The organism is Brevibacillus sp. MS2.2 (genome assembly GCF_013284345.1).
GTDB lineage: Bacteria > Bacillota > Bacilli > Brevibacillales > Brevibacillaceae > Brevibacillus > Brevibacillus brevis_C.
In genome coordinates this window covers 154,403-175,970 of the sequence record NZ_JABSUZ010000009.1, presented here as the reverse complement: position 1 = coordinate 175,970, position 21,568 = coordinate 154,403, and the positions used below count along the sequence as shown (strand labels likewise).

The 21,568-nt window shown below is 46.6% G+C and carries 26 protein-coding genes; 21 read left to right on the top strand and 5 right to left on the bottom strand.

All coding sequences use genetic code 11. From position 1 onward, the window contains the following. The first annotated feature begins 59 nt into the window (after positions 1–59). Genes HP568_RS11150 through HP568_RS11140 form a run of 3 tightly spaced genes read left to right on the top strand, consistent with a single transcriptional unit; the run spans position 60 to position 2,978 of the window. The gene (locus tag HP568_RS11150; RefSeq protein WP_173629100.1) at positions 60–1,145 is read left to right on the top strand and encodes a protein kinase family protein; all 1,086 of its coding nucleotides are present in this window, start codon (positions 60–62) and stop codon (positions 1,143–1,145) included. Continuing rightward, positions 1,102–2,061, top strand: coding sequence for a 2-hydroxyacid dehydrogenase (locus tag HP568_RS11145; protein WP_173629099.1), 960 nt, complete (start codon positions 1,102–1,104; stop codon positions 2,059–2,061). Before HP568_RS11150 ends, HP568_RS11145 begins: the two co-directional genes overlap by 44 nt. Beyond that, entirely contained in the window at positions 2,058–2,978 is a 921-nt protein-coding gene (locus tag HP568_RS11140; RefSeq protein WP_173629098.1) for an alpha/beta hydrolase, read from the top strand. The genes HP568_RS11145 and HP568_RS11140 overlap by 4 nt, the downstream gene beginning before the upstream one ends. A gap of 51 nt (positions 2,979–3,029) precedes the next feature. Here the strand turns inward: HP568_RS11140 and HP568_RS11135 are convergent, their stop codons facing one another. Then, positions 3,030–3,257, bottom strand: coding sequence for a NifU family protein (locus HP568_RS11135; protein WP_007715787.1), 228 nt, complete (start codon positions 3,255–3,257; stop codon positions 3,030–3,032). A 195-nt stretch (positions 3,258–3,452) separates the two neighbouring features. Between HP568_RS11135 and cysK the strand changes: the two genes are divergently transcribed. From cysK to HP568_RS11105, 6 genes are all read left to right on the top strand, one after another. Continuing rightward, positions 3,453–4,376: a cysteine synthase A gene (gene cysK, locus HP568_RS11130; RefSeq protein ID WP_007715789.1), complete on the top strand. Its 924-nt coding sequence runs from the start codon at positions 3,453–3,455 to the stop codon at positions 4,374–4,376. Position 4,377: 1 nt separating this feature from the next. Further along, entirely contained in the window at positions 4,378–5,511 is a 1,134-nt protein-coding gene (locus HP568_RS11125) for a bifunctional cystathionine gamma-lyase/homocysteine desulfhydrase (RefSeq protein WP_015893022.1), read from the top strand. A gap of 29 nt (positions 5,512–5,540) precedes the next feature. Then, the gene (locus HP568_RS11120) at positions 5,541–5,876 is read left to right on the top strand and encodes a YuzD family protein (RefSeq protein ID WP_047072988.1); all 336 of its coding nucleotides are present in this window, start codon (positions 5,541–5,543) and stop codon (positions 5,874–5,876) included. A gap of 227 nt (positions 5,877–6,103) precedes the next feature. Continuing rightward, on the top strand, positions 6,104–6,997 hold the full coding sequence (locus tag HP568_RS11115; RefSeq protein WP_173629097.1) for a hypothetical protein: 894 nt from the start codon (positions 6,104–6,106) through the stop codon (positions 6,995–6,997). Positions 6,998–7,141: 144 nt separating this feature from the next. Next, positions 7,142–7,483, top strand: coding sequence for a hypothetical protein (locus tag HP568_RS11110; RefSeq protein WP_048034529.1), 342 nt, complete (start codon positions 7,142–7,144; stop codon positions 7,481–7,483). Between the two features lie 146 nt (positions 7,484–7,629). Continuing rightward, on the top strand, positions 7,630–8,388 hold the full coding sequence (locus tag HP568_RS11105) for a carbon-nitrogen hydrolase family protein (RefSeq protein ID WP_173629096.1): 759 nt from the start codon (positions 7,630–7,632) through the stop codon (positions 8,386–8,388). A gap of 66 nt (positions 8,389–8,454) precedes the next feature. Here HP568_RS11105 and HP568_RS11100 read toward each other — a convergent pair whose 3' ends face one another. Both HP568_RS11100 and HP568_RS11095 read right to left on the bottom strand, forming a co-directional pair. Beyond that, the gene (locus HP568_RS11100) at positions 8,455–9,315 is read right to left on the bottom strand and encodes an MBL fold metallo-hydrolase (protein WP_173629095.1); all 861 of its coding nucleotides are present in this window, start codon (positions 9,313–9,315) and stop codon (positions 8,455–8,457) included. A 111-nt stretch (positions 9,316–9,426) separates the two neighbouring features. Then, positions 9,427–10,494, bottom strand: coding sequence for an NAD(P)/FAD-dependent oxidoreductase (locus tag HP568_RS11095; protein WP_048034526.1), 1,068 nt, complete (start codon positions 10,492–10,494; stop codon positions 9,427–9,429). A gap of 173 nt (positions 10,495–10,667) precedes the next feature. Here HP568_RS11095 and HP568_RS11090 point away from each other — a divergent pair, with 173 nt between their 5' ends. Beyond that, positions 10,668–10,931, top strand: coding sequence for a DUF1450 domain-containing protein (locus tag HP568_RS11090; RefSeq protein ID WP_047072975.1), 264 nt, complete (start codon positions 10,668–10,670; stop codon positions 10,929–10,931). Positions 10,932–11,034: 103 nt separating this feature from the next. On the opposite strand, the gene mqnE is transcribed toward HP568_RS11090, so the two are convergent. Further along, the gene (mqnE, locus tag HP568_RS11085) at positions 11,035–12,138 is read right to left on the bottom strand and encodes an aminofutalosine synthase MqnE (RefSeq protein ID WP_048034525.1); all 1,104 of its coding nucleotides are present in this window, start codon (positions 12,136–12,138) and stop codon (positions 11,035–11,037) included. A 336-nt stretch (positions 12,139–12,474) separates the two neighbouring features. On the opposite strand from mqnE, the gene HP568_RS11080 reads away from it, so the two are divergent. The 6 genes from HP568_RS11080 (at position 12,475) to HP568_RS11055 (ending at position 17,802) form a co-directional block, all read left to right on the top strand. Further along, positions 12,475–12,696, top strand: a complete 222-nt coding sequence (locus HP568_RS11080; protein ID WP_048034523.1) for an aspartyl-phosphate phosphatase Spo0E family protein — start codon at positions 12,475–12,477, stop codon at positions 12,694–12,696. Positions 12,697–12,847: 151 nt separating this feature from the next. Then, positions 12,848–13,207: an iron-sulfur cluster insertion protein ErpA gene (gene erpA / locus HP568_RS11075; RefSeq protein WP_007716763.1), complete on the top strand. Its 360-nt coding sequence runs from the start codon at positions 12,848–12,850 to the stop codon at positions 13,205–13,207. A gap of 160 nt (positions 13,208–13,367) precedes the next feature. Then, on the top strand, positions 13,368–14,594 hold the full coding sequence (locus HP568_RS11070) for a DUF5050 domain-containing protein (RefSeq protein WP_173629094.1): 1,227 nt from the start codon (positions 13,368–13,370) through the stop codon (positions 14,592–14,594). Between the two features lie 130 nt (positions 14,595–14,724). Beyond that, positions 14,725–15,309, top strand: coding sequence for an RNA polymerase sigma factor (locus HP568_RS11065; protein WP_048034520.1), 585 nt, complete (start codon positions 14,725–14,727; stop codon positions 15,307–15,309). After that, positions 15,284–16,201 (top strand): hypothetical protein, encoded by a 918-nt coding sequence (locus HP568_RS11060; RefSeq protein WP_048034519.1) that lies wholly within the window; start codon positions 15,284–15,286, stop codon positions 16,199–16,201. The genes HP568_RS11065 and HP568_RS11060 overlap by 26 nt, the downstream gene beginning before the upstream one ends. 119 nt (positions 16,202–16,320) lie before the next feature. Beyond that, positions 16,321–17,802: a DUF4153 domain-containing protein gene (locus tag HP568_RS11055; protein ID WP_173629119.1), complete on the top strand. Its 1,482-nt coding sequence runs from the start codon at positions 16,321–16,323 to the stop codon at positions 17,800–17,802. 27 nt (positions 17,803–17,829) lie between these two features. Here HP568_RS11055 and HP568_RS11050 read toward each other — a convergent pair whose 3' ends face one another. Next, positions 17,830–18,408, bottom strand: a complete 579-nt coding sequence (locus HP568_RS11050; protein ID WP_217366527.1) for a hypothetical protein — start codon at positions 18,406–18,408, stop codon at positions 17,830–17,832. A gap of 58 nt (positions 18,409–18,466) precedes the next feature. Here HP568_RS11050 and HP568_RS11045 point away from each other — a divergent pair, with 58 nt between their 5' ends. The 5 genes from HP568_RS11045 to HP568_RS30270 all read left to right on the top strand — a co-directional run bounded on the left by HP568_RS11045 (position 18,467) and on the right by HP568_RS30270 (position 21,444). Then, positions 18,467–19,258 carry a metallophosphoesterase gene (locus HP568_RS11045; protein WP_254551140.1) on the top strand — a complete coding sequence of 264 codons (792 nt, stop codon included), beginning with the start codon at positions 18,467–18,469 and terminating at the stop codon, positions 19,256–19,258. 120 nt (positions 19,259–19,378) lie between these two features. After that, complete coding sequence (locus HP568_RS11040) at positions 19,379–19,759, top strand: cupredoxin domain-containing protein (protein WP_056491731.1); 381 nt, start codon at positions 19,379–19,381, stop codon at positions 19,757–19,759. A gap of 395 nt (positions 19,760–20,154) precedes the next feature. Next, positions 20,155–20,514 (top strand): hypothetical protein, encoded by a 360-nt coding sequence (locus tag HP568_RS11035; protein WP_007716752.1) that lies wholly within the window; start codon positions 20,155–20,157, stop codon positions 20,512–20,514. Between the two features lie 42 nt (positions 20,515–20,556). After that, positions 20,557–21,177, top strand: coding sequence for a hypothetical protein (locus HP568_RS11030; protein WP_048034515.1), 621 nt, complete (start codon positions 20,557–20,559; stop codon positions 21,175–21,177). Between the two features lie 21 nt (positions 21,178–21,198). Then, positions 21,199–21,444, top strand: coding sequence for a hypothetical protein (locus tag HP568_RS30270; RefSeq protein ID WP_173629091.1), 246 nt, complete (start codon positions 21,199–21,201; stop codon positions 21,442–21,444). The last annotated feature ends 124 nt before the right edge of the window (positions 21,445–21,568 follow it).

Sequence of the window (21,568 nt, the reverse complement as noted above, 5' to 3'; positions counted from 1 at the left end):
TCCCGATCTAATGACATACAATGCCAGAAGAGCAGTATGCAAGGAGGGTGAACGACTGTATGGAAGAAAAAGAGCTTCTTCAGGAGAAGTACGGATTTGAACTCCAGGGATATCGCACGACGGGGGCAAGCAAGGTACTGGAAACGGATCGAGGCCTTTACTACTTGTTCGAGGCGCCAGCCGGATATAAATACAAAAGCAAGTTTATTGAGAAAGTAAAACAGCATTTGAGTCAACAGCAGAACATTCGCTTGTTAAAGCTGGTGAACACAACAAGCGGGCAGGCTCACATCGTTGATGATGAGCAGCTTTACTATTTATACAGAGGCGTGCGGGAAGCGGTACCCGACAATCCATATTATGCCAGTGGCCAATCACTCGCACAGTTCCACCTGGCCACGAGTGAGTTTTCATCTGACAAGATGTTTATCCCCTTTAGCTCTCTTGGCAACTGGCCGAGCACGTGGCGCAAAAAGCTACGGAATTTTAATGAGTATCGGGATGAGATGGATGAGGAAAATGTAGAGCTCGCGCCAATGGATGAATATTTGTTGACTTGCTTCACGTACATTACTCAGCTCGGTGAATTGTCCGTTCAATATTTGTTGGATGCTGGATACGACAAAGTCGTGAAGGAAACAGCTAGTCTCGGGAAAGTAGCCTACCAAAATTTTGATCAAGGGTATATGCTATGGAAAGAGAAGGATGTACGTCTAATGGCAGGTGAATGGAACTGGGTTCTTGATATGCGCACTCGTGACGTGGGGCAGTGGATCAAAGCCGAGACAAAGCGAAACGGCTGGAATGAAGAGGCTGTGACCAGCTTTCTCGACGGCTACAACAGCGTGTCTGCTCTACAGCCAGATGAATATGCCGTGATTTTTGCGCTCATGCTCTACCCAGGCAGGTTTTTGAAGCTCGTGGAGACCTATATGGAGTTGCCGGTAGAAGAGCGTCAGGAAGTCAACATTCAAGCATGGCAAACGCAGTTGGAAGACGAGCTAACCAAAATGGAAGAAGGACTTCGAAAGTATCCGCTATTCATTGCACGGCATTATGACGTATCCATTCCACAAATTGATTGGTTGTGGAGGAAAAAAGATGAGCAAGCAACAAGTTTTCGTTACGAGGAAACTCAACCCTGAAGTGATCGCGATGCTTGAAAAAGTAGCCCAGGTCGAGCAATGGACAAAAAATACGCCGATCCCGCGTGAATTGTTGCTGGAAAAGATTGAACATGTAGATGCCGTCTTGACCATGCTGACAGAACGAGTGGACGAGGAATTTTTGGCGTGTACAAAACGACTCCGCATCGTGGCGAACATGGCGGTCGGTTACGACAATATTGATTTGGAAGCGTGCAGACGACACGAGGTCATCGTAACCAACACGCCCGATGTGCTGACAGAGTCTACAGCCGATTTGGCTTTCGCTTTATTGATGGCAACAGGCCGCAGATTGACGGAAGCCAATCGGTTTTTATTGCAGGGGGAATGGACATCGTGGAGTCCGACCCTCATGGCTGGGCAAAATGTATATGGCTCGACTCTCGGGATTATTGGGATGGGGCGAATTGGGGAAGCGGTTGCGAGACGCGCCAAAGGATTTGGCATGCGGATTTTGTATCACAACCGGAATCGCAAACCGCAGGCTGAGCAAGAGACAGGAGCACGGTATGCTGATTTGGCGGAGCTTCTGCAAGAGTCCGATTACGTCGTTCTGCTTACACCACTGACAGAGGACACACGCATGTTGTTGGGGGAAAAACAATTTTCGCTCATGAAAGAAACGGCTGTGTTTATCAATGTTTCTCGTGGTGGGACAGTCGATGAGTCCGCACTGTACCAAGCGTTGGTAGATAAAAAAATTTGGGCGGCAGGTCTGGACGTTTTTGCGGTCGAGCCTGTCCCGATGGATAACCCGCTCTTGCGACTGCCGAATGTAGTCGCATTGCCACATATCGGTAGTGCAACTGTGCAAACGAGGGCTGAGATGGCGAGGCTGGCTGCTGCTAATATCGTAGCGGTGCTAAGTGGAAGGGGACCACTAACTGCCGTATGAACACGTTCTTTGTTTTGATTTCAGGACTCTTCACGCTTCTCTTGATTGCAGCAGTAGCTGTTTCGTTTCACGTAACCTGGCGCTTGACGCATCCTGTACGAAAACCGATTCACATGGAACCCCGAGATTATGGAATCGAACAGGTGGAGCCCGTTGTTTTTTCGAGCAGGGAAACAAAGATTTCGTTGGCTGGATGGTACTTGTCCGCAGAAAAAAATGGGCGGGTTTCGAATGGAAAGACGCTGGTCTTTGCTCACGGGTACAGTCAAAACCGATTAGAGCCACACTTGCCAGCATTGTCTCTGGCGGCAAAACTGGTTCAGGCTGGCTTTGATGTATTGATGTTCGACTTTCGCAATGCAGGGGAGTCCAGCAAAGCACTGACGACGATTGGTCTTCGAGAACAGCAAGACCTGCTTGGGGCCATCGATTTTGCAGCAGCGAAGAAGCCGGAGCACATACTCGGTCTCGTCGGGTTTTCTATGGGGGCCGCAACCTCCTTGATGGTGGGCGGAGTAGATGAACGCATCACTGCGATTGTGGCAGATTCACCGTTCTATTCCTTGCGTGAATACTTGGCTGAGAACTTGCCGCAGTGGACGGGCCTGCCCCGCTTTCCATTCAACTGGCTCATCCTTACCTTGTGTCCTGTTTTGCTAGGTGCCAACCCGCGAGATGTCAATCCGTATCAGGCAGTCCAGCAAGCGAACAAACCGATTCTTTTTATACACGGGACAGGTGATACGACGATCCCACTCGTTAATAGCGAACGACTCTTTGAGCTGACCCAAGACGAAGATTCCGAGATTTGGATCGTACCGCGAGCGGGTCACGTCCGCAGCTATGCGTTAGTTCCTGAGGAATACGGGAAGCGCGTCATTGCTTTTTTGGAAAAAGGAAGGGAGAAGGGGAAATGAAAAAAGCAGCTACGCGTTTGCTGTAGCTGCTTTCATGTCGATGTGACTGGATTAGAATACTTGTTGAACTTCTTTGATGCCTGGGATTTCTTCCACCAGTGCACGCTCGATTCCTGCTTTCAGGGTGATGGTAGAGGAAGGGCAGCTACCGCAAGCACCCATCAGGCGCAGCTTCACGATGCCATCTTCTACATCAACGAGTTGTACGTCTCCGCCGTCACGTTGCAGGTAAGGGCGCAGTTTATCGAGAACTTCTTGTACTTGATCCATGATATCCATGTTACATTCACTCCTTTCCAACCTCTCCTTTATTATAATCATACCATGGAGAGAAATCCATGGCTTACATGCCCTGTTGACACTTTGAAGTTCAGCCGACACACCGAAGTTTAGTAGCATGGACTTTTTGTAATCTTTGCATGTTATAATAAAAAAGAAAGAAGCAAGTACTTCAATATAAGGAGTCAGATCTTCGTGAACGTATTTCGCAATGTGAAGGAACTGATTGGTAATACGCCGATCGTCGAAATTACACAATTTGAGCTCCCTGAGGGTGTCCGCTTGTTCGCCAAGCTGGAGTATTTTAACCCAGGAGGCAGCGTAAAAGACAGACTCGGCATGGAATTGATTCGTGCCGCAGAAGAGAACGGCCAATTGGCCCCAGGTGGTACCATTATCGAACCGACAGCAGGAAATACAGGAATTGGTGTAGCGCTGGCCGCTGTAGGAACTGGTTATAAAGTCATCTTCTGCGTACCAGCGAAGTTTTCCGAGGAAAAGCAAGAGCTGATGCGTGCCCTCGGAGCAGAAGTTGTCAATACACCGACAGAGTTGGGGATTAAGGGTGCAATCGCCAAGGCAAAAGAACTCGCAGAATCGATTCCGGGTGCTTTTGTTCCACAGCAATTTGCTAACCCGGCGAATCCAGACGCACACTACAAGACAACAGGTCCGGAAATTTGGAGTCAAATGGACGGCCAAGTAAACGTATTTGTGGCAGGTGCAGGCTCTGGCGGTACTTTCATGGGTGCTGCTCGCTACTTGAAGGAACAAAACCCAAACGTGAAAACGGTCATTGTCGAGCCAGAAGGTTCCATCTTGAATGGGGGAGAATCCGGCCCGCATAAAACAGAAGGGATCGGCATGGAGTTTTTGCCTCCGTTCATGGATACGAGCTACTTCAACGCCATTCACACGATTCTCGATGTAGAAGCATTCGATCTGGTCAAGCAGTTGGCTGCCAAGGAAGGATTGCTCGTAGGCAGCTCCTCAGGTGCAGCCATGGCAGCGGCACTGCGCGAAGCAAGAGAAGCAGCTCCAGGGACTAATATCGTTACACTGTTTGCCGACGGCAGCGAACGTTATCTAAGCAAGAAAATTTACCAGGGGGGAATTTAAGATGCGTATCAAAACTCGTCTGATCCACGGCGGAATCGATGGAGATCCACATACAGGAGCCGTATCCGTTCCAATTTACCAGGTAAGTACGTATAAACAGGAAGCCATTGGTGTTCACAAGGGCTTCGAATACTCCCGTACCGGGAACCCGACTCGTCACGCATTGGAAACGTACATCGCAGAAATCGAAGGCGGCGCACGCGGCTTTGCATTTGGTTCTGGTATGGCGGCACTCTCTACCATCCTCTCCATGTTCAACAAAGGCGACCATCTCGTAGTAGGTGACGATGTATACGGTGGTACTTACCGTGTCGTTACGCGTGTTTTCTCCCGTATGGGTCTGGAAGCAACTTATGTAGATACGAGTGATCTGGCAGCGGTAGAGGCGGCAATTCGCCCGGAAACCAAAGCAATCATTATGGAAACACCGACAAATCCGCTGCTGAAAGTAAGCGACATCAGCGCGTTAGCAGGCATCGCAAAAGCAAAAGGCGTGCTGCTCGTGGTAGACAACACGTTCATGACACCATACTGGCAAAATCCGCTGGATCTCGGTGCTGACATCGTGTTCCACAGCGCAACCAAATATTTGGGCGGACACAGCGACGTAGTAGCAGGTCTGGTCGTAGCAAAAGATGCGCAAGTGGGCGAAGACCTCCATTTTGTGCAAAATGCTATTGGAGGTGTGCTTGGACCACAAGATTCTTGGCTCTTGCTGCGCGGTATGAAGACGCTGGGAATTCGTATGGAAGAGCATGAACACAATGCTCGTACGCTGGCAAAATGGCTGTCTGAGCGCAGCGACATCAAACGCGTCATTTATCCTGGTCTGTCCAGCCATTCCGGTCATGAGCTGATTCAAAAGCAAGCACGTGGCTTTGGCGGTATGATTTCCTTCGACGTAGGCAGCGCAGAGCGTGCTGACGAAGTGTTGGCAAAGGTAAAATACTACACGCTGGCAGAATCGCTGGGTGCAGTGGAGAGCTTGATTAGCGTACCTGCACGCATGACACATGCTTCTATCCCGGCAGAGCGCCGTGCTGAACTGGGCATTACGGATGGCTTGGTGCGCATCTCTGTTGGTATTGAAGATGTTCAGGACTTGATCGAGGACCTGGACCAAGCATTGTCCTAAGCTAGCTGACCCGGGGGAGGGCGGATATAGTGACTGTCGATATCAAGGTTTTTGGGACAGAGCAATTGTGCGCAAGCTGCGTCAATTTGCCATCTGCAAAGGAAACAGCCGAGTGGCTGGAGGCGGCACTCTCTCGCAAGTATGGGAGTGACAGTATCCGCATCGTTTATAGCGACTTTCAACAGCCGCAGACAGACGATGACAAAAGCTGGGCGAATCGCATTATCGAGGAAGATTTATGGTATCCGCTTGTCGTAATTTCCGGGGAAATTGTCGGTGAGGGAAATCCGAAATTAAAGGATATCTATGAAAAGCTGGAAAGCATGGGCGTGCAGCCGATTGCTTCGACAGCAGATGCCGAATAAAAGGAACGACCAGATGCTTACGTCTGGTCGTTTTTTTGATATTTTAAATTCCAGTTGAAATCACACCGTTCATCTATCAGCACTCCAAAGTGTGCTGGATAACGTCAAGTAACGTGCTGTTTACTTTTTGTATATCATTCGTAAACATTCTGTAACGAAATAGAGCAGGCTTCGTCCTATAGTAGTAAATGTAACCAATAACTTACCATATAGTGGAGGCCATAACGATGAATAAAAAATGGATGAAGCCTGTTACATATTTGCTGCTTGCAGGAGTTGTAGGCGTAGCTGGATTTTCTGCAATGAATACACAAGTAGCCCACGCTGACTCTGAAAAAGGAAAGCTGTTCTCTGCCGCAGCTGAATTGAAGCTCGCGAAAAACACCTATGTGATCGATCAAAAAACGGCTGACGTTAATGGCGATAAGAAGGATGACGTCGTATACCTGATTGGCGAAAAGGAAAAAGCGGACGACATCTATTCCTCCAATATGAACATCGTAGTGAAAGACGGAAAATCCGGCGCTTATAGCCAAACGGATATCAAAGAGCTGGGCGGCTATGAAGGCGAGCTGACTCTCGTAGACTTCACGGGTGATCATGTTGCGGATGCGTTTGTGAAAACAGCAACTGGCGGAAGCGGCGGCGTTTACAGCCACGTAATTGCTACCTTTGAAAACAACAAGCCAGCCGTGATTTTTGGTGAAAAGGAAAACGAAGGAATTCGCTACGAGGGGAAATTCGTAGATGGCTTTAAAGTAGAGGGCAAAGGCTCCCACTTGGATAAGCCGCTGACGCTTGACGTGAGTGCCAACCAGGATGTATACGTAGCGGCCAAGCTGTATGACAAAGCAGGCAAAGTACAGCAAACCGAAGATGCTGTTTCTGTATTCTCCTATCCATTCGGTTCTTTGACTCCAGTCGATATGGATGCGAACGGCACATTTGAGCTGGTAGGGGAACAACGTCTTGTAGGAATGAACAACACAGATACCGTTTCTCGGATCAATTCCGTATGGGGCTACCAAGGGGAAGGCAAATGGAATCCATGGGAAGTAGAGTATTCTACTTTCTTGAAAAAACACCCGGGTGAAGCGATCAACACGATGATTGAAAAGTAATAATTATAGAGTTTGATACGCAGCCTCCTTTTCATGACGGAAATGTAAAAGGAGGCTGTTTTTCGTTGCCAGGGAATGGTTCTACCAACCGACTTTTTCTCATATGGATTTTGGGTACAGGGGTAACCAAAGGAGGAAGAGCGGATGGACCAACCGATTGCTCGCTACTACGAGTTAAAGGAAATTCAAAAGCAGGTAGAGGAAGAGTTGAACGAGCTACGGAGTAAGCTACTTGAAGCTTACAGCGAAGCAGGCAGCGCAGAGGAAGGCGAATACAAGCTGCTGATCTCCTATCAGGACCGGCGAGAATACAACGATGAACGCCTTTACAATGCCTTGCCAGATCCTTCGCTTTGGCGCCTCATGTCGAAGGCGGATACCGGGAAAATTTCGAGTTTGCTCAAGCTGAACGTTATTCAAGAGAAGGTACTTGCAGACACCTTTGAACCGAAAAAAGTACCAGTTTTACGTGTCCAAAAGCGATAAACCAGCAAAATAAGGGAACCGTCAGGAATAATCTTGACGGTTTTTTTGCATGGGAAGAATTATTTTGTATAATGGAATGATATTGAAAATTCCTGTTTTTCCTTTGTTTTTCTCTAGCAAATCTTCCATAGAAAGAGGTATCCCCCATGAAAATAGGCTTGGCTCAGACGAGGTTCCCCCAATCAGCGGCGGAGGGGCTAGCGATCATCAAACAGCAGATGATCAACGCTGCGCAAAACAATTGCGATCTGATTTGCTTTCCTGAATCGGTGATTCCAGGGCTGCGCGGTGTAGGCTATGAAGTGGAGGCATACAATCATGAGGTACAACTCAGTGCCTTAGAAGAGATTCGTGCGCTGGCGAAGGAATGCCAGCTCGCCGTCATTTTACCGATGGAATGGAAGGATGAGCGCGGCTATCATCTAGTCGCCTTTGTTGTGGGGAAACAGGGAGAAGATCTTGGACTGCAAATAAAAAATCAGATCGATCCAGAGGAGGATCAGTTTGACTATGTTCCTGGTGAAGGGCGCCAATTGTTTACGATAGAGGATGTGTCGTTTGGCATTGTCATTTGTCATGAGGGATGGCGATATCCAGAGACGGTACGGTGGGCGGCACGCCGTGGGGCAAGCATCGTTTTCCATCCGATGTTTACAGGAGAAGTTAGCAATCCCGATGTTTACAACGGGGCAATGGTTTGCCGAAGCTTGGAAAACAACATCTATTTCGCCAGCGTGAACTACGCGATTCCGAATCAACAAGTGACGACGACGCTGATCTCGCCGACCGGGGAACGGCTATGTGTGGCGGATTCAGGGGGCGAAGAGCTACTTGTGTACGAGATTGAACCTGCGAAAGCTACGCGATTATTGGCCCAGCGCTTCCGGCCAGAGTTGGTTGAATAGGAAGGTATCGTCTTAACGATAAAAAGCTGACGTCCATACCACCCCGACGTCAGCCTTTTTGTCTGCCTACATCTCCTTGTCCACATAACGTCCATACTTGGGGACAGCTACCCGATCAAACTCCGCAACCAATTGGACCAATCCATCGGCCAGCTCCTCGCCATACATAGGTGGACCGTGACCGGTGATTGCATACGCAGGGGTGAGATTGGCAAGCTTTTCGACGGATTGCCGAGCTGCCAGCCAATCGGTTGTAAGATAAACAGGAGGACCGGTCAGTTGCTTTTGCTGAATCACAACTTGATACAATGAGTCCTGCTTTACCGTAACAAAAGCATCTCCTGCGAGGAGAGTTCTGTCTTCATCACGAAAGAAGGAAATATGCCCTGGCGAATGTCCAGGTGTATGTATCCAGCGCCATCTAGGCATTCCGGGAACACTCCCGTCTTCGGGCAAAGGATGAACATGGCTGCCCAAATCGATTGGTTCATTTGGAAACAACGGCGACATCTTCGCAAGCAGCCCGCCCTCAACCGTTCCATCTGGCTCCGGATAGGATTTTTGGCCTGTCAAATAAGGGATTTCAAGCGAATGGGCATAGACAGGAACCTTCCACGCTTTTACGAGCTCGATGACTGCCCCGACATGATCGAAATGGCCGTGAGTAAGCATGATGGCTCTTGGCTTGGCTTCCTTACCAAAGCGCTCCCGGGCAATCTCGATGATTTGTTCCGCCGATTGTGGCATCCCCGCATCTATCAGAACCCATGATTCTGAATCTCCGACCAGTGCGATGTTCACAATTTGAATGGTGTAGCATTCTACATCTGGTCTGACTGTTTCTTCGACTCCACTTCGAAAGGAAGTCATCGGCATGTAATTGTCAGCCAACGTATCGTTCATATCCCCGTATGTATTTGGTTCCATTGAAAAAACCTCCAAGCTAGTTATTCTGGTCTAGGATATTATGTGGGTTTCGCTTGGAGATTATATACAAAAAGAAAACCTGTTAGGCCATCCGGCCAACAGGCTTGTGCACTATCCCATATGCTTTTTGTACATCCATAGCTGACCGCTCTTGATGACACGAGCCATCTGACCGACCAGAGACATTTTTCCCATGCTGGCAAAGCCTTCCTTTTTGCCGAGGGAACCGAGGAAGCCTTTGTGCTTGAGAGCAGGCAATGAAGCTGGATACTCCTCACCTTTGATGTCTTTTTTCAACATCATGGCAATTTGATCGCCTTGGATCTCGGCTGTTTGCGCGCTCGGCGCGATGATGGTGCTTGCACAGTCACCTACTACATACACGTTTGTATGGGACGGGATTTGATGATATTGATTTAGTTTGGCGCGTCCGATGTTGTCTGTTTCGATCGGTAGAGAGCGCACGATTTTGTTCGCTTGAATACCTGCTGTCCATACGATAACATCACTTTCAACAGGCTGGTTGTGGTTGTACACGATCCCTTGCTCGATGCTAGTGACATTTGCCATGGAAACAAGCTGTACATCGTGTTCAATGAACCATTGAGAAGCATATTCCTGAAGCTTTTTCGGGAATGGGCTCAAAATGCTTTGACCGCGGTCGATGATGCGTACATTCAGGTCGGGACGGCTCTCGCGCAGCTCAGCAGCCATTTCCACCCCGGAAAGACCACCGCCCACAACGCTAACCGTACCGTATGGGTTCACATTATTGATTGCCATGTATGTGTTGCGAGTAGCTCCCATGGTTTGGATCGAACATGTAAATTGATCAGCACCAGGGATATCATGGTAACGATCCTCACAACCCAATCCGATTACTAGCCAATCGTAGGAAAGGGTGTCCCCGTTAGCAAAATTGACGACCTGCTCGTCCAATTCCACGCCAGCAATTTCACCGTATTTGACGGTCAGGCGTGGATCGTTTGGAAATGTAACACGCAGGTGAGATTCCGGTGTAGTACCTGCCGCCAGAGCGTAATACTCTGTTTTCAAGCCATGAAACGGCATACGGTCTACGAGGGTTATAAACACGTCATCTGGTAAATCAGGGGACAGGACTCGCTCAATAATACGAAGACCCCCGTATCCTCCTCCAAGGATCACAAGTCGTTTCATAGAAGGTCTAGTCCTTTCTTCTGTCCGTTTTTTACAGCACCCACTCTATTTTTAGTCTCTTTCACTAAAAATGCAAGCAGAATCTTTTTCCCGTTTTCTCCGCTGGATTTTTATCAAAGTCGAGGTACAATAAAGTACATGATGATGTCGAAATAATCGGTAGGTGACAATAGATGAAACCACTAGTAGAATTTTGCGCGAGCAATGTTTCCTCCTATACGCAATCCGTCGTGGATGCATTGGAAAATGATCCTGATCTGGATGTGGACGTACTCGAGTACGGCTGTCTGGGGTATTGCGGTGAATGCTACATGGAGCCATTCGCGCTCGTAAACGGCACATTGGTACAAGCTCCAACAGCAGATGAATTACTGGTGAAAATCAAGAATAAATTACGGGAGGAAGAAGAGCTGCTGGATGCAGATTTTCCTCTGTAGATTGTTCTCTTAGGATGTTCATTGGGGAGCATGATCAACCGTGCGCGTATCAAAATAGTAAAGCTGATGCCCAAGTGATTTGGAGCATCAGCTTTTTTATGGATTAATGTTCTTTGATCACGTTGTAGAAGGTATCGCGTTCCAGGGCGCGTTTTCCTGCGCCTTTGATCAACCAAACCAACTCATCTACAGTCAGAGCTTGCTGGGTAAGGGCACCGGCTGAGTGGCTGATGCGCTCCTCGATCAAGGTTCCGTGAGCATCGGAAATTCCCATTTGCAGAGAAAGTTGAGTGAGCTGGGTACCGATATTGATGAAGTATGCTTTGATATGCTGGAAGTTATCGAGCATCAGACGGCTGATCGCCATTGTTTTCAAATCATCAATGGCAGAGTTGCGGCGTTTGATGCCTGCTGTTGCTTTGATTGGTTGAACTGCCAATGGAATGAACACCATGAAGCCGTTTGTGTCATCTTGCAGCTCGCGCAGGCGGAGCATGTGGATCACGCGCTCTTCCAATGTCTCGATGGAGCCGTACAGCATGGTGGTATGTGTTTTCAAGCCTAACTCATGAGCCGTGCGGTGTACTTGCAGGTACATGTCTGTACTTGCTTTTTCCGGGCTCATTTTCATCCGATAGCGCTCAGTCAAAATCTCAGCGCCACCACCAGTAAGGCTTTGGAGACCAGCTTTCATCAGCTCTTGCAAAACCTCGCGGATGGATAGACCGGAGATGCGGGAGAAGAACTCAATCTCTGCACCTGTGTACGATTTAATCGTCACATCCGGGTACGCTTTTCTCAAGGTACGAAGGGTGTCGAGGTAGTAGTCAAATGGCTTGTGCTGGTTATGTCCGCCAACGATATGGAATTCACGGATACCGGGATGGAAGCGAGTTTCTACATAATGAAGCAACTCTTCCATGCTCATCGTGTAAGCACCTTCATCCCCTTCATCGCGGCGGAAGCCACAGAATTTGCAATGAGCTTCACATACGTTGGTTGGGTTGATGTACAGATTTTGCAAAAAGTAAACGTTATCCTGATTCTTGCGATAGTTAACAACGTTAGCCAATTGTCCAATCGTCAAAAGATCGTTGGAATTAAAAAGGGTGACACCGTCTTCCAAGGTAAGTCTTTCGCCATGCATAACTTTTTCAGCGATTCCGGCGAGAGATTTGTCTTGTATGGCAATCGTTTCAAGCGCCATTCCAAACACTTCCTTTCAAAGTCAATGGTTCTTAGATGAAAGAGCTTTAATCCAGTCGTACCCAATCGATATTCGTTCCATGGGAGTGGAAAGGCTCTTAGGAATAGAGTAAATCTCGGGCAACAAGAGCACCTATATTATAAACCTCTTGGTAAGTACGAACAATATCATAAGTTCTCCAACTCTCTTGTAGGAAGTCGCAAATGTAAAAATGTAACCATTACCGTCGTATTTTTGGTATATTTTCGGAAATAAAGGAATTTTTGTTTGCGAAATTCTAGCTGTTCTTGTAAAATATAGTAAGAAAGCCTGATCTATTACTAGGAGGAGCTTCAAATGCGGGACGTTTTGCTCGAGAAAATCGAACTCCTTCGACAGCGTATGGTAAATATGGGGTTAGAGTTTGGGTTAGATCATCCAGATGTCCTAGAATACAGTATACAAATTGATCAACTACACAACGAACTGAACCAGATCGATCATAGTCTGTCTAAGGCAGGGAACCGGAAGAAAGCTTATAGATTTTATCTAATGGAAAACAATGCACATTTTGCATAGGAAGGGGAAACCCTTCTTTATTTATTTGTAAAGAGAGAATGAGCGCGTAAAGTGCAGGGGAACCTTGTGGGAAGAAGCGTTTCTTAGTAAACTGAATATACTGGTTGTAACAAGTGCAGGAACGATGAGCCTGTGAAGGAGGGAAAGAAGCATGATTACATTGACAGAGCGCGCCAGTCTGAAGGTAAAAGAAATGCTGGCAGCAGAAGGCAAGCCCGATGTGTTTTTGCGGGTAGGTGTCAGAACAGGTGGTTGCAGCGGCTTTACCTACGGGATGGGCTGGGACGAAGAGATGAAAGAAGGCGACGAGACCTTCGAGCAAAATGGTGTGAAAATTGTTGTCGATAAGGACAGCTACCCATACATTAAAGGTACTGAGATCGATTTCAAGGAATCGATGATGGGCGGAGGCTTCTCCATCGAGAATCCGAATGCAGTCGCTTCTTGTGGGTGTGGATCTTCGTTTAAGACGGCACTCGCTGAAGGCAAAGCCGAGAAATGTGACGACTAAAATTGCATACAGAGACCTCTTGTATTCGTGCAGATAACTGACACGAATGCAAGAGGTTTTTTTATTGAAAAGGACAAAGTGTTTTACAAAATATGGTTCTCTTCATATAGTTAGAAATAAATGGAATGTACATACAAAAGGAAGGTAGGATGTCTTCTGCATGCAGACGATAAGACGGATTTTGACGATCTTTTTTTCGCTTATTTTTTTATATGGTGCAGTCCCTCCGACGATTCATGGGGCTCCCGAGTCAAAAGCGGTAGTGGGAGGTAGTCTTGCGTTCTCTCCCCGTGGGCAAGTAGAAGTTGGTCAGAAGGTCACGATAACAGCAACGATTGCCAAGAAGGGGGAGATAAAAGAAGAAGCGAGATTCAGTATCGAAGGCCCCGACGAAGAGCTTGAGATGGACGAAGTGAAAATAAAAGAAAAAAGTAAAAAATATGAGGTTACGGGAACATTTATCCCGGAGGAGCCAGGGAAATATACTATTAAGTTAAGTCTGTTCATGGAAGATGAAGATGGACAAGAGATAGAGGCATTGGTTGATGGCAGTATCCGTATCAACTCGAAGTGGATTTACTATTATGTTCCTGAGAATGGCGACCATTCGAGAGGAACAATCTACAAGGATAGATTGGAAAAACAGGAAGCGCTGAAAATAAGCAAGGCCAATCATTTAACGGGTGAAATTCATCAGGATGAGGATGGGATTTATTACTTGCGTGTCACGGACCCAAGAGAGCTTGGAGGGATATTCAAAAGCACGCTTTATACGATCAAACATGGACGGAATACGCCAGAAGCACTCGAGTTTGCAGGGAAAAAAATTACGTCCCTATCCATTGTAGATGGCTATATACACTTTACGGCGTATACAAGTGATAACAAATTCGTATTGTACAAGTCAAAACGAAAATCTGACAAGAAAGAGATAGTACGAGAAAACGTAGATTTCGCAACCGTATCAGATGATTGGTATTATTTTCACGACAGTGTGGACCAAGGACTATATAAAATGAGGCTGGACGGAACGGACGAAACAAAACTGACCGATGATGACACAAAAATATATATAAACCAGAGCCCGATTGGTGTCTATACTGATGCGATCGCTTTTCGGGATAGCAATTTTAAACATATCCTCATGACCAAGGATGGAAAGATCTTAAAGGATATGAAAGCTCTCAACGGATATATCGTAGAAGTAGTGGATGGAAGCCTCTACTATAGTACTCATGACAATGCGCTGTACCGTGCAGAGATCGATTCGGACGAAAAAGAAAAAATCGTCGATTTCGAGAAAGATGCCATTGTAGAGATTAACGTAGCGAAACAATATGTCCTCTACATGAAAAAGAACAAGGAGCTATATAAGGTGAAATGGTAATAACACTTGAAATCCATACGAAGGTATGGATTTTTTTGTGCGGATTTTCCTTAATGAAAGAAAAATTTCCAAATCGTGTCACAAAATGACGCCTTTGTTTGTTATACGTGCGAATCGGAGGTGAGAGGGCTTGGATCATAACGAAATGGAGCAAGCGCTAAAGGAGGTCAGAGCCGGGGATATCGACCAATTTGGTTTGATCATCGATGCGATGCAAAAGCCGTTGTTCGTGTACTGCTATCACATGCTGGGACACCGACAGGAAGCGGAGGATGCTGTCCAGGAGGTTTTCTTGAAAGCATTCGAGCAGCTGGATAGCTATCGACACAACGTTTCTTTCTCGGCATGGATGTATAAGATTGCGTATCATCATTGTCTGAACCTCTTAAACAGAGCGAGGCGGAATCGCGTGGTTACTTTTTTGCGAGCGGGGATTCAGACGGTCAGTCGCCATGAGGGGGAAAAGAAAGTAGAGGATACGGAGTATTTGAATAACCCTCTTCATGTAGCAATATCAAAGCTATCTGTAAAAGAGCGGAATCTGCTGATCTTGCGTGTGGTGGAAGAACGCAGCTACGACGAGCTGGCCTTGTTGTTTGATACAAAGCCAGCTACGCTGCGAAAACAGTATGAACGGGCATTGAAAAAATGTAAATCTTACATGCTCGTGAGTGAAGGCGGTGATAGACATGACTCGATCTCAGCAACCCGATGATTGGAAACAACAGCTAACCGCCGCCGCCGATGATTTCGATGTCAAGGAACAGGTCCTTCAAAAAATCAAGGAACGAAAAAGTATATCGGAGGGAAAACAAATGAAAAAAAGATTGGGATTAATTGTTGCAGCCATTCTTGTGTTCGGAGGAACGTCTGCCTATGCAGCTATGAAGGTATACGAATTGAAGAATGAAAAAGGAGAAGCAGTTGTGAAAGTGCAGCAAACTACTACTCCACTACAAAAAGGTAGTGCTGAAAGTATAAAAACCTTTGAAGATGCACGAAATTCGCTTAAGCCAGGAGAAGGTGCAGCTATTTATATACCTGGACCGGACAATCCGAAAAAACGTGTTTCCTTCACATATATTCCTGTCGAACATCTGACCACAGCACCGTTGCAGAAAGAAGTGAGCAGCTTTTATGAAGTACCAGCAGAGATAGCAGGTGGTTACAAGTTTGTAAAAGGGCATGTCGAGTATCCATTTGATTATAGCCAACCAGAATTATTCGCAGAAATGCACAAAGAGGCGGAGAAGGACAAGAAACAAATCGTCATGCGAAAAGTATCTCCTAAGCCGGTAATAAATAGAGTCTTTACGTTGTACAAAGGGAGTGCAGGAGCAGAGAAGGACGGGGACGTATACATCGCCATCACGAACTTTGAGGGTGTGAAATGGATTGAGGAAGAAGCAGGAGAGGATGCCATCGTAGAAAAAGTGAAAGTGCAAAAATATGAGGGAATGTATATAGCTAGGAAGCTAATGGATGGAACCGAAGAGAAAGTCATTAAGGTCTATCAAGAGGACAAGAATAGACTCATCGAAGTGGGTGCCATGAATCCTGCTCTGACGAAAAAAGATTTACTGATGATTGCCGAAAATTTAAAGTAGATATACCCGACCAAAAATGTAACATTTATCCAAATTTGCACGTACTTACAAGAGCAGCTCCTTCGTGGAGTCTGCTCTTACCTTTTTAAGGGCAAAAGCATGAGTAAGGAGTGAAGAAGTTGGCTGATGTTAAGCAAGTACAAAAAGGCTTGCAGTGGCTATTGCTGGGGGCATTTGGGATCGGTTTACTGTTTGACTGGATGTTTTACGGTAAAGGATTGGGCATCTCGTATCTGTTGTTCGTAATCGGCGTATACGTTCTTTTTATTTGGCAGGCTAGACAACGTATTCATATAAGCTTTTCTCGAAAGCAAGTATTCGACTGGATATGGACTCTTCCGATTTTTCTATTGGCGCTAACCTTTTTTCTATTTTCCAATCCGCATTTTCACCTGTTCAACCTGTTGCTGATCCCGCTACTATTCGTGATCCAAACGATCCTGATCACCAAACGTCATCAAGCGAAATGGTACGAGTCAGGCTTTTTCATGGAAATGATGGAGACATTGCTTCTTTACACCCCGAAGCATACGCGTCTGCCATTTAGGCTGACAAAGGAATGGATCAAGGGTAGGGTGAATCAGGAGAAGTATGGGGTGATGAAGAAGGTTTTCATCGGAATCGGCATCTCGGTGCCTCTACTGGTGATTGTACTCTCCTTGCTCTCGAATGCGGATAGTGTGTTTGGACATTTTCTGGGTCAAATCCCGCGGAGGGTGATTGATGTTAATTCACTTGAAGCAATCTTTCGAATGATGCTAATCGCGCTCATTACGATCCTTGTTTTTGCTTACATGTATTCTCTTTTCGGGAAACGAGAAGAAGTAGTGGATTTGCCTGTACCTGTAGAAGACAAAAAGATCGTCTGGGACGGAGTGATTCTCGTAACGATTCTGGCGATTATCAATATCGTGTACACAGCGTTTACATACATTCAGATATCGTATTTGTTCAGCGGGGCGAAGCGAGTTTTACCAGATGAATTGACGTACGCCGAGTATGCTAGAAATGGCTTCAATGAGCTGGTGACGGTCACCGTTATTAATTTCTTGATTCTCCTATGTACGATGCACTTCGCATCACGGGCAAAAGCAATGCTCTACCGGATCATTCAAGTTCTGCTGAGTATGCTGACGATTTGCACGGGCTTCATGCTCGTGTCCGCCTATTTTCGCCTCTCACTGTATGAGGATGCTTATGGGTATACGCATACGCGGCTGTTAGCTCACGTTTTCATGATATTTCTGTTTGTGCTGTTTATCATTGCTCTCTTGAAAATTTGGCGCGACGGTTTTTCTCTGATCAAGTATTACGCGATTGTGACACTCGTGAGTTACGTCATTCTGAATTACATCAATATGGACGTCATCATTGCCAAAAACAATGTACAGCGCTATCATGCGACTGGGCACATCGACATCGAGTATTTAAGCGAGCTGTCTTATGACGCCATACCAGTGGTTATGGAGCATGTGCGGGACAAAAAGGTAGAAGAGAAATTCATGGAGATGCTGCAAGAGCGGAAAGAGATTTTGTATGAGGACAATAGCTGGCAGTCCTTTAATCTCTCGGAGTATCGGGCAAAGGCATATCTTCCATGAAAATAGTGAGGACGGAGACGAGGTGATCTATCGTCTCCGTTTTGTTTGGAACCAAATGAGATAGAACAAGATTCCTCCTGAGATGATGACAATAACCGTAACTAAATAATCATTCCAATTGAGATTTGCTGAAGGGACAGGCACTGTGCCAGACCCCAATACTTGCAAGTCTTCTCCTGCATCTGCTTTGAGGACTGTTCGTGTACAGATATTGGTTTCTAGCTCATTTAGCTCCCAAAAAGAGGCATAGACAAGATATTCTTGACCTGGTTGAAAAGGAATGCCGCATCCGCCTCCAAGACCGCCAGTGACGATCTGAACTTGTGTCTGATCCACTCCTTTCCACGTGGACTGCACCTCGAAAATAACATCAAAGCCTCCTCGCTCTGGTTTATCCCAAAAGGGAAGCCAACGAAGCCAGTCAGTTCGCTCATTTACCTGAAGCACCTTGCCTGTAAATACAGCAGCAGACTGATCCTTTGCTGTTAAAGGGTCAGGAGGTCTGGCACAACTACAGGCCGACGCAGGAAAGGGCTGGATAAAAAAGGTGAAAAGAATCACGAACGAGAAAAAAGTAAGAATACCTTGAGCGTTCCTAATAATCATCACTGATCCACTCCTCTAAATCATAAGACGGGGAAAAGAGAGGATTGTTCCGAAAATGATGACAACGATTATTTTGTGTATCCTGGTGGGAATAATCTTTCTTGCCTACCATACGACTTATGTCAAAACATCGACAGTGAAGCTGACGATCCCTTCTGTACCCCCACTTACATTGGTTCATCTTTCCGATCCTCATGGACGAACACAGTTTTGGAATGGAGAGTTGCACAAACTGGTGAATGTTCACGAGCCGGATTTGGTGATGGTGACGGGAGATTTAACACAGCACAGCGGGCAGTTGACGCGTGTGTTGAATGAGCTAGCGAAAATAAAGAGCGAGGATGGGATATGCTTCGTTCCTGGCAATTACGAGAGAGAAGCAGGAAGATTTCGCAAAAAGGTTTATTCCGATGCTGTCTACGGTTCCCAAAAAGAGGCCTGGCAGCAGGTGATGACGGGGTTGGAAAACGAGGGTGTCGTGATCGAAAAGGACGGCAGTCGCATTTGGATTTATGGCTTCGATAACTCGATTTACGGCAATGAACGTCGTCCAGAACAAGAGATCCAGCAGGCGAACTTGACGATATTTTTGGCCCACTCTCCCAAGATTATCTCCTTGATTCACAACGAGCGTTTGAAGGCTGACCTTCTCTTGACCGGACACACCCACGGGGGACAAATTCGCTTGTTCAATCGGACTGTTGGTGCCTACAAGCATTTTCATATCGGGCAAAAAGAAGATCAATTCGTTGGCGTATTTGGCATCAGTCGCGGGCTTGGTACTTCCAGGCTGCCAATCCGGCTGAATTGCTTTCCAGAGATCACGGTGTACGCGATCAATCAATCATGAACGCTCGTGTTCATCAATCGTTCCCCAATTCGTCACTGTTCGTTCACACGATCCCAGATTTTGGATTGATTTCATCGAGTAAGATGGAAGTGTAGAAAAAGAAGAAAGAAGGGGTCAAACGTGAACAAGAAGTGGGGTCTATTGATTTCTTCAGTTGCATTGTCTGCCATGTTGATGACAGCATGCGGCGGAGACAAGGAAGCTGCTAGCACGGATGCAGCGGCTCCTGCGGCGACTACTGGTACACAAGTGAATATCGAAGCTAGTAACTGGAAATTCAATCAAGAAACCTTTGAAGTAAAAGCTGGCGAAGAGTTCACGATCAACTTCAAGTCGACAGAAGGCTTTCACGGTATTGGTATCCAAGGGCTGGATGTAGACCTTCAAAAAGATGGCAGCAAAACGATGAAAATCGATACAGCTGGGGAGTACACCATCTTTTGCAACGTGATCTGTGGACCGGATCATGGCAAAATGGTAGCAAAATTAGTCGTGAAATAATTCGATTCTCTCATTGTCATAAAACAACAAACAAGCACTTTGGCCTGCATAGCGGGTCAAGGTGTTTTTTCATTTCACAGGTGGGGACATACTACATGGGCAGCCACTCATCGAGTAAGGGAGGGAACCACATGTCCAAGCACAACAACAAAGACAAACGACCAACAGAAGCATCCGCCGGTTCACGCAGCACTCCTCCGAAAACGGGAGAGAACACCGGGCATAATTTGCGGAAAGAAGATCGATCGTAGCATAAGGCTTAGCAGCAAATAGGAGAAAGTCCTCCCATGACGGAGGGCTTTTTTGCTCGTTATATATACATGTTTTTCGCGATTTTTGCACATGGTAAGGAGGAAAAGTTTTCAAGTCGGTGATGCGATCCAAAAAGGAGATGAGTGACACTGGATAAGAAGCACTACTACGTGACCTTGCAAGCAGGAACGACAGTGGCGGAAATTCGCGATGAAAAAGGCTCCGCCACGTACGATTTTGAGATTGAAGCGACCGACGTTCAAGTGGGCATGATGCGAGACTTGTTCAATAACTGTGTCCATGGTGATTTTATGATGTGGATGCATGGGCATACACTATGGTCTGACATGCCGGATCGGGACAACGACGAATACGATGACAACCTGCGAGCCATCTACCAACTTATTTATCAGTATGGCACCGAAAAAACAAAAAGCGATCTCGAGCAAATGGGCCTTGTAAAACTATTGGGGCTGGATAGAGAAGAGTTGCGTCCTTTTTAACGGTCTATCATAGACATTTTCTAATCAGAAGGAGTGAATCATATGAAGATGTGGAAGCAAGGAATGATGACAACAGCGCTGGTAATGGGTCTCGCCATGCCAGGTGTTGCGTTTGTCCAAGATGTATCTGCAACAGGTGCCCAGGTGATCAAGCCGAATCACAGCCATGATGAGCATGGCGAGAAGCACATGAAGGTGCGACACAGCTCAAACAGGGGCGTTCATCAAAAAATGTACATGCTCTTGCTAGCGGAAAAATATGCACCAGACAGCGTGGGGAAATGGCAGGCAGCGTTTAAAGAACGCGATCGTTTAATGGGTGAGTTCGAGGCGCTGAGTGACGACCCGAAGTGGCAGGCGAAGCGTGAAGAACGCAAGCAACTGATCAACAAGCTGAATGAACAAGTGAAGAAGGGCGAAATCACCAACGAACAGATGGAAAAGCAGTTCAAGGAATGGAAAGACAAAAACATGGGGCCAAAAGAAGAACGTGACGCCCGAAAAGCTCGGATCGAGCAAATGAAAAAAACACACGAGGCTTTTGACTCGGCGATTGAATCTGGCGATACAGCCAAGATTAAGGAGTCACTCCAGCAAATGCTGGAACAAATGCAAGCAAACAATTCTCGTATGGCGGAAAAGCTGGCCATGAAGAAAAAATAACGTTTTAAACAAAAAAAGGACGTGACCCACTTACTGGTACGCGTCCTTTTTCATATCGGTTACAAGCATAGCGGGGGTCCATTCATTCAGGATGACCTTCTGTTCCGTTTGGCAGAAGGGACACCAGCCTGTATGGATGCATTGGTGGCGCGTACGATCTATGTAACCGTTGTCCATCTTGGCATCGTCTATCTCCCGGTACGGGCTGTAACTCCCATAAAAGTCATACAGACGGCCTGCATCTTGCAGAGCTTGACCGCACGTTGAACACGCTTGTTGGAGCGGCGTGAAGCCATTACAAACTGGGCACAGATGATTCAAAGCGTAATCGCCTCCTCGTTGCTTCTACTGTGCACGCCAACAAAAGCGGTTATGCAATGGAATGAAAAAT